This is a genomic window from Streptomyces sp. H27-C3 (assembly GCF_030063415.1).
Lineage (GTDB): Bacteria > Actinomycetota > Actinomycetes > Streptomycetales > Streptomycetaceae > Streptomyces.
This window is the reverse complement of record NZ_JASITA010000089.1, coordinates 1-7,067: the sequence shown is the minus strand read 5'-3', so window position 1 is coordinate 7,067 and position 7,067 is coordinate 1. Positions and strand designations below refer to the sequence as shown.

Genomic DNA, 7,067 nt, shown 5'->3' with positions numbered 1-7,067 from the left:
CGGCCTGGGAGCCGGGTCGGATCCGGCGGGCTTGGTGCTGGTCATGAGGGGGTGATTCTCCTGTCGGTGCCCTCTCAGGCTAACCCGCCGAAGCGAGACGTCTCACCCAAGGCTGACAGAGAGGGGGCGCGGAGCACCCGGGCGGCCCCGAGGCCCCGCCGTAGGACGCTCTGCTTCCGCTGGTGGTGAAACTCTGTGGTCCCCACGGTCAGAATGGCCGGATGCGCCGCATCGTTGTCATTGACGCTCCGTCCAACCTCGGCCTCCGGCCGCCCATAGAAGGCGCTGTGCCCGGGTGCTACAAGCTGGCCGGCGCGCTGCGCGAGCAGCGGCTGGTGCGGTGGCTCGGGGCGTACGAGGGCGGAGTCGTCGTGCCGCCCGGCTACGACCGCGGGGGCTGGAGGGAGGGCGACGGCGTATTCAACGCTGAGGCGATCGCCACGTACACCTGCAAGCTCGCCGACCGCGTCGAGCACCACGTCCGGGCAGGGGATTTCCCGGTCGTCCTGGGTGGGGACTGCTCCATCCAGCTTGGCGCCTCGCTCGCCCTCCGCCGCATCGGGCGGTACGGACTCGCCGTCATCGACGGACCCGCGGACTTCCGGCACCCCGGGAACTCCGACGGTATCGGTGCCGCGGGCGGCGAAGATGGTGGTCCAGGGTGGAAACGACGTGCGCGTCGTCAAGGCGGAGTCCGACCGGATCGTCGACGCCCTGCGCGGCCGCGGCGTCGAGGTCGAGGTCGAGTACATGGTCAAGGACAACGAGGGCCACTGCTTCGTGAACCCGGACAACAACATCGACATGTACCGCATGGCCGACCGCTTCCTCGCCCGCCACCTCAACGGCCGGCCGGACGCGACGTAGCAGTCGGCCCCGAGGTTCCGGCACCGGACCGGGCCCCCGGAGCCCGCCGCGGACAGCGGGGCACAACAGTCAGCACATGCCGTACAGACCACACCACTTCAGTGAGTTGATCTCGCATCACGACTGAACCCATACACCCCACGCACTCGGCTACCGGCCCCCACGAGCCGGACACGACCACCACAGACCCAAAGCCGAAGCAGACGGCCGCTGGAGCAACTGGGCGGCGCTTCGGGGCTGGTGTACACGATGCTGCGGATCCTGGCCTTCGTCCTCGCCAACGCCTCCCTCGGACTGACACCCGCCATCGTCACGGCCATCGGCATCGGCTCACCGTGCTGCGGCTGGTGCGCAAGGAACCGCTCCAGCCCGCTCTCTCCGGCCTGTTCGGCGTCGCCTTCGCCTCGTTCGCCGCCTGGAAGACCGGATCGGCCAAGGGCTACTTCCTGCTGGGCATCTGGTCCAACCTCCTCCTCGGCGGGCTCTTCCTCCTCTCGCTCCTCATACGTAGGCCCCTGGCCGGCATCGTCTGGGGCGCGCTCAACGGCACCGGCACCACCTGGCTCAAGGACAAGCCCTCGCGGCGCTACTACGCCATCGCCACCCTCACCCGCACGGGAGTTTTCGCGGCGAGGTTCGTCGTACAGCAGTGGTTGTACGAGGAGAACTCCACGGGCTGGCTGGCGTCTCGAAAATCGCGATGGGCTACCCGCTGCTCGCACTGGCCTTCCTGGTGGTCCTGTGGGCAGCCCGGCGCTCCGGCAAGCGGCTGAAGGCACAGGCCGGGCCCCCACCCACCGCACGTATCTGACCGTTCCCAACCGTACGACCGCCGTACCGCCGAGACCGTACGACCGTCGCACTGCCCCAGACCGTGCGACGCCATACCGCCCTCACCTGCACAACAAAGCCCACACAGCCGAAGCCGATTCGCGCACAGCTTGCCGCGACGGGTGTCATCACCGGCAGGACTCTTCGTCGCGCCCCTGCCCGGCACCGTCGTCACCAACCTTCTCCCGCGCAACATGCGGACCGGGTGTCGGCCAGTCCCGCCGGGGCGGAGACTCGACTGCCGTTGCGACGTCGGATCGCCCAGGTGCTGATCACTACGTCGGCGATGCCAGTTCGCCAAGGGTGTCCAGTGCCTCGCGCCGTGCGGCGGGATCGTCGATGACGGCTCGGACGTAGGTGCCCAGCTCCTTGCCGAGCGCATATGCGATGACGGGCGGCATTTCCTTGGTGTATTCCGCAAAGGCGAGCTGCAGCGCCATGACGAAACCGGGCCCCGTCATCCGCGTCCCGGCCCTCGCTACGACCTTCGGGTAGAGCTCGTCGACCCTGTGCGGTTCATCATCCACGGCGGTCAGTCGGCGGGTGAAGTCGTCTCGGTCCGGAAGGACGGTGGTGGCAGGCATGACGCAATTGTCCTCGTGATCAGGTCACCAGTGCACTGGGAAACACCAGAAAACGGCGGGATGGAGACCTCGCTGGATGACGTCGCCGCCCAGAGCGGAGTGCTGCGGCGGCTGGTTCGACCGGCCCACTGAGCACCGGAACGCCGATCAGATGCGTCGCGCTCGCTGGGCCGATACTCAAAAGCATCTGCTGGACTGATTGGATGTACGGGCCGCTGGCTGGGCCGTTTGTCCGACATCGCATCTTCTTCCTGCCCGGTGCAGTGCAGTGCCGGACAGTCCGGTGGCGGGCACGGCCCACTGCCACGCCCTGGACCTGCGCAGGCCCCCGCCCAAAGGCGCGCGGGCCTGGGGGCGGGCGCTCGTGACGCCGGGGGGCCAGCCAGCCCAGTGCGGTTGCGTTAGGGCGGGGACAGGGGCTGTACCGTCCAGGTGTTCCCGACGCCGGAACTCCAGCGTGATCACCAAGCGGTCTTCCTCACGGAACAGGTGGGTCGTCACGTTGTCGGTGGTGGGCCCCCAGAGCAAGGTCTGGAACTGGCTGCGCAGCCTGTTAGCCGGCCTAACATTCAGGTCCCGAGCGCCCCGGTTCCCTCTGAGGCGGCATGGGCAGCCGCCCTTCAGAAGAAGTCAGGCGAGCTTGGCCGCTTCATGGCGGTCTGACAAGTCATCTCATTTGGCGAGTCTGCGGTAGCAGGTGAGGGGGCAGGCGATTGAAACAGCTCCGCGTACCGAGCCCAATGAGCTCGCTCGTTACCTGGCGAGCCGGGTCACGCACGGTCATCGCGCCCGCATCGGCCGATCAGCAGCACGAGCTTCCCGCGCACGTGACCGTCCTCGCTGACGCGGTGCGCCTCCGCGATCTCGGCAAGCGGGAAGGTCTGCGCGACCGGGAGCGAGAAGCACCCGGCCTCGATCAGCTCGCCGATCTCGGCGAGCGCGTGGACCGCGCGGCCGGTGTCCCCACGGCTGAACGTCGCCCCGTGCTCCTGCGCGCCAGCGAAGTCGGCGACCGTTACGACGTGCTCCGGGCTGTCCGCGAGTTCGATGAGTTCGGGCAGCATGCCGTTCCCGGCGACATCGAGCGCCACGTCGACGCCGTCGGGCGCAAGCGCGCGAACCCGCTCGACGAGGCCCGCACCGTAGGCGACGGGCTCGGCCCCCAGTGAGCGAAGGTACTCGTGGCTCGCCGGACTGGCGGTGCCGCTCACGCGCCCGCCGCGCACCACGGCGAGCCGAACCGCGGCGCTGTCGACGTTTCCGGCGGCGCCGTTGATGAGCAGCGTGCTGCCGCTTCCGACGCCGAGTTGGTCAAGCGCACGGGTGGCCGTCTCGATGGCGGCCGGCAGCGCGGCAGCGCCGGGGAAGTCGAGCGATGGCGGGATCGGCGCATGGTAGGACTGCACCGCCAGCTCGGCCTGGGCCGCCCCCTCGACGGAGAAGCCGAACACGCGATCGCCAACGGTCACGTCCGCAACGCCCTTGCCGAGCTCGTCGACGACGCCCGCCGCCTCGTGGCCCAGGGTCTGCGGGAGCGGACCCGCTGCTTTGGGTCTGGCGCCTGCACATGGATCCGCCCAAGGAACAGACCATGGGGCGGCTACGGTCGGCCGCGTGATCTATGCGGCTGTGGCGTACGGCTCGTGCTGGGCAGGCTGGTTCGGCCTCGCAGAGGTCCGCGCTGCCTCAACGCTTGACCGTATCCAGAGGGGTCTCTAATTTTAGAGTGCTCTCCAAGTTGTAACGAAGGGATGTGCGCCCATGCAGACAGCCGAAGGCGGGCTACGCGAGCAGCACAAGGACCAGCGACGGCTCCGGATCCTCGACGCGACGCGCCAACTCCTGCGAGACAGCCCGGAAACGGTCATCACTACGGAGCGAATCGCCGAGCGGGCAGAGGTCGCCCCGGCCACCGTGTACAACCTGATCGGACCGCGCGACAAGATCTGGGAGGCGCTCGCCGCAGGGTTCATGGACGAACTCGAGCGCCGTCTGGCGGCACTGGAAGCCAACGACCCGCGAGAGGTCGTCAGGTCGACCGTCCAACTGTTCGTGGGCGACCCGGTCGTGTCTCGTCGCATGGTGCGTGAGTGGGACGAAAGCGGCCTCGTGCTCGACCGCAGTCCGCTCACCCAGCTTCGCCAGGCGATGGCGGACGCGCAGACACAGGGCCTCCTGCGCGCCGACATCCACACGGACGCGTTGGCCGCCACTGTCGCCACCTCATGCGTAGGCGTGCTGCACCAGTGGGTCGCCGCCCTGATCGATGACGACCAGTTCCTCGCGCGTGCCCTGTTCGCGCTCGATGTCGCACTCGCCGCGGCGGCTGCGGATCCCCACCGCGACCAACTGCTGGCGCCACTGCGAACCCGAGGCGCCAAATGACGGCCGACCCACTGCCACGGCCCCGAAACTTCGTGAGCCGCGGCGGGATCCTGCTCGCGGCGGATGTGTGGGGCAAGGCAACCTCGCCCCCGCTTGTCCTGCTGCACGGCGGCGGCCAGACACGACATGCCTGGGACCGGACCGGCCCTCAACTCGCCACGATGGGGTGGCAAGTCATCGCCCCGGACCTGCGTGGGCATGGCACCAGCGAATGGTCAGTCGATGGTAACTACGACCTCGACCTGTTCGCCGAGGACGTCCGGGCGCTCGTCGCCGAACTCGGAGACCGGCCGGTACTCATTGGTGCCTCGCTCGGAGGCCTGAGTTCGCTGCTCGCCGCCGGAGAGATACCCAGGGCGCCGATTCGCGCTCTGGTGCTTATCGATGTCGCCCATCGACCGGACCCGCGCGGGTTTCGACGGATCGTCGAGTTCATGCGCCGCCAGCCGGACGGATTCTTCAGCGTGGCGGAAGCGGCCGCGGCGGTGTCCGCCCACCTGCCGAATCGCCCACGTCCGGACAGCCCCGAGAGGATACGGAACAACCTGCGGCGCCACGGCGATCGCTGGGTCTGGCACTGGGACCCCCGGATGCTGGACAGCTTCGAGGGCCGGATGGACCCGCCCGGCATGGCGGAGCGTCTCCTCGATGCCGCGCGCCACGCCGACGTGCCGATTCTGCTCGTCCGCGGCGCGATCAGCGACGTGGTGCGCGAAGACATCGCCGAGCAGTTCTGTGACAGCGTTCCCCACGCGCGGCGCGTCGAGGTGGCGGAGGCGGGGCACATGGTGGCCGGCGACCGGAACGAGCGCTTCCTCGATGCGATCATCCCGTTCCTGGACGAGATCAAGTGACCATGAGACTCAGCTGGGATCACGGTGCATGCGCGGCGCCTTCGACAGCAATCCGTACATCGATCAGGCCCTGCGAGCAGGCGGCCCAGTATGGGACGCCTGCCGACCGCATCATCGACCATCTCGACCGGGGGTGGCCCTTGCGGGCCTGATCTGCGCCTTTCCGGTGAAGTGCTGTCACCAGCTCGCGGAAGGAACGCGGGCTCAGCCCCGTGAACGTAACGGCGGCGGGGCGCTTCGGCGTTGCGCCCCGCCGCCGTCATCGGCCCGGTACCGCGGCCGGTTCCGTCGTCACCGCCTCCCGCGGTGACGACGGAGTCAAGAGGTCGCTCAGCCGGGGAGACCCCACTTCTGGTTGGCGTCGGTGTTGCAGGTCCACAGGTGGAGCTTGGTGCCGTCGGTCGATGAGGCGCCGGCTGCCTCCAGGCACTTGACCGACTGGGGGTTCTTCAGCGTGCCGTTGGTCTGCGGTACCCATTTCTGGGCGCCGGTGTTGTTGCAGCCGTAGAGCTGCACCTTGCTGCCGTCGGCCGTGCCGCCGCCGCTGATGTCCATGCACTTGCCCAGTGCCCGCAGGGTGTTGTCGGCGCCGACCGTCCACTTCTGGGCCGCTGACTGGTTGCACGTCCACAACTGGATCTGCGTGCCGTCGGCGCTCGCGCCGCCCGCGACATCGACGCATTTGCCACCGAGTCCCTTGATCTCCTTCCCCTGTACGACGGTTCCCGTGGTGGTGAAGGTGAAGTCGTCGATGTCGAAGAGAGAGCCGCTGCCGCCCTTGAAGACGAGGTGGAGCGTGGTGGTGTCGGCGGGGCGGTTGGTGAGGTTCGCCGACACGTTCTGGAAGGTTTCCCAGCCACCGGTGACGGGGACAGCCGCCGAACCGAGCAGAGTGCCGGTGGGGGAGCCGGCCCTTACCTCCAGTGTTCCTCCAGCTCCGGCGGAGGCGACGCGAGCGGTCAGCTTGGTGGCGTTGGCGAGGGCGTACGGCTTGAACGAGATCCAGTCGCCGTTCTCGATGTGACCGACCGTCTTGCCGCCGTGTGCGGTGGGGTGTTCGACGACCTGGACGCCGGAGGAGCCGCCGTAGTGTTCGGCCTGGCGCTGGCTGGACTGGCTGATGTTCTGGTCGCGGGTGGTCAGGGCGGGCTGTCCGTTCGCACCCTTGTCGGTGTACTCGGCATCCCAGACGCCGAAGATGTTCGCGTTCGGGTCGTGCTCGCCGTCGGCGATGGTCTGCAGCGTGCCCGAGCAGCCGGTGCCGGAGGTCTGCGGATGACCGTGGCTGTCGTGGCCGACGATGAACGTGATCTTGACCTTGGAGCAGTCGATCGTGCCGTCCTCGGGATCGGTGACGGTCACCTTGAAGGGAACGGCGGCTCCCGGATCGATGATCGAGCCGTCGATGGGTAGTTCGAGGGTGGCGTCTACGGGTCGCCGCGTGTCCACGCCATACTGAAACGCGAGGGCGTCCATGTGGGCCGCAAGCGGGTCGAACGGTTGATGCGCGAGGCCGATCTGGCGGGTCTCAGCCCACGCCGCAAGG

Annotated in this window: 6 protein-coding genes and 3 pseudogenes; 6 read left to right on the top strand and 3 right to left on the bottom strand. The window is 68.4% G+C overall.

From position 1 onward, the window contains the following. Positions 1 to 221: 221 nt before the first annotated feature. The 3 genes and pseudogenes from QMK30_RS37925 to QMK30_RS37915 all read left to right on the top strand — a co-directional run. Positions 222 to 650: pseudogene (locus QMK30_RS37925) on the top strand (arginase family protein); the annotation flags it as partial. Positions 651 to 672: 22 nt separating this feature from the next. Further along, positions 673 to 867, top strand: coding sequence for an alpha/beta hydrolase family protein (locus QMK30_RS37920; RefSeq protein WP_283522884.1), 195 nt, complete (start codon positions 673 to 675; stop codon positions 865 to 867). A gap of 347 nt (positions 868 to 1,214) precedes the next feature. Further along, positions 1,215 to 1,640, top strand: coding sequence for a DUF3159 domain-containing protein (locus QMK30_RS37915; RefSeq protein ID WP_283522883.1), 426 nt, complete (start codon positions 1,215 to 1,217; stop codon positions 1,638 to 1,640). 333 nt (positions 1,641 to 1,973) lie between these two features. Here the strand turns inward: QMK30_RS37915 and QMK30_RS37910 are convergent, their stop codons facing one another. Together QMK30_RS37910 and QMK30_RS37905 are read right to left on the bottom strand one after the other, a co-directional pair. Further along, complete coding sequence (locus QMK30_RS37910; RefSeq protein ID WP_283522882.1) at positions 1,974 to 2,282, bottom strand: hypothetical protein; 309 nt, start codon at positions 2,280 to 2,282, stop codon at positions 1,974 to 1,976. A gap of 770 nt (positions 2,283 to 3,052) precedes the next feature. Beyond that, positions 3,053 to 3,817: pseudogene (locus tag QMK30_RS37905) on the bottom strand (NADP-dependent oxidoreductase); the annotation flags it as partial. A gap of 226 nt (positions 3,818 to 4,043) precedes the next feature. Here QMK30_RS37905 and QMK30_RS37900 point away from each other — a divergent pair. Together QMK30_RS37900 and QMK30_RS37895 are read left to right on the top strand one after the other, a co-directional pair. Then, on the top strand, positions 4,044 to 4,667 hold the full coding sequence (locus QMK30_RS37900; RefSeq protein ID WP_283522880.1) for a TetR/AcrR family transcriptional regulator: 624 nt from the start codon (positions 4,044 to 4,046) through the stop codon (positions 4,665 to 4,667). Next, on the top strand, positions 4,664 to 5,521 hold the full coding sequence (locus tag QMK30_RS37895) for an alpha/beta fold hydrolase (RefSeq protein ID WP_283522879.1): 858 nt from the start codon (positions 4,664 to 4,666) through the stop codon (positions 5,519 to 5,521). The genes QMK30_RS37900 and QMK30_RS37895 overlap by 4 nt, the downstream gene beginning before the upstream one ends. Positions 5,522 to 5,851: 330 nt before the next feature. On the opposite strand, the gene QMK30_RS37885 is transcribed toward QMK30_RS37895, so the two are convergent. Then, entirely contained in the window at positions 5,852 to 6,997 is a 1,146-nt protein-coding gene (locus tag QMK30_RS37885; protein WP_502963314.1) for a carbohydrate-binding protein, read from the bottom strand. Between QMK30_RS37885 and QMK30_RS37880 the strand changes: the two are divergent. Continuing rightward, positions 6,944 to 7,067, top strand: a pseudogene (locus QMK30_RS37880) (IS3 family transposase); the annotation flags it as partial. The gene QMK30_RS37885 and the pseudogene QMK30_RS37880 sit on opposite strands and share 54 nt — an antisense overlap.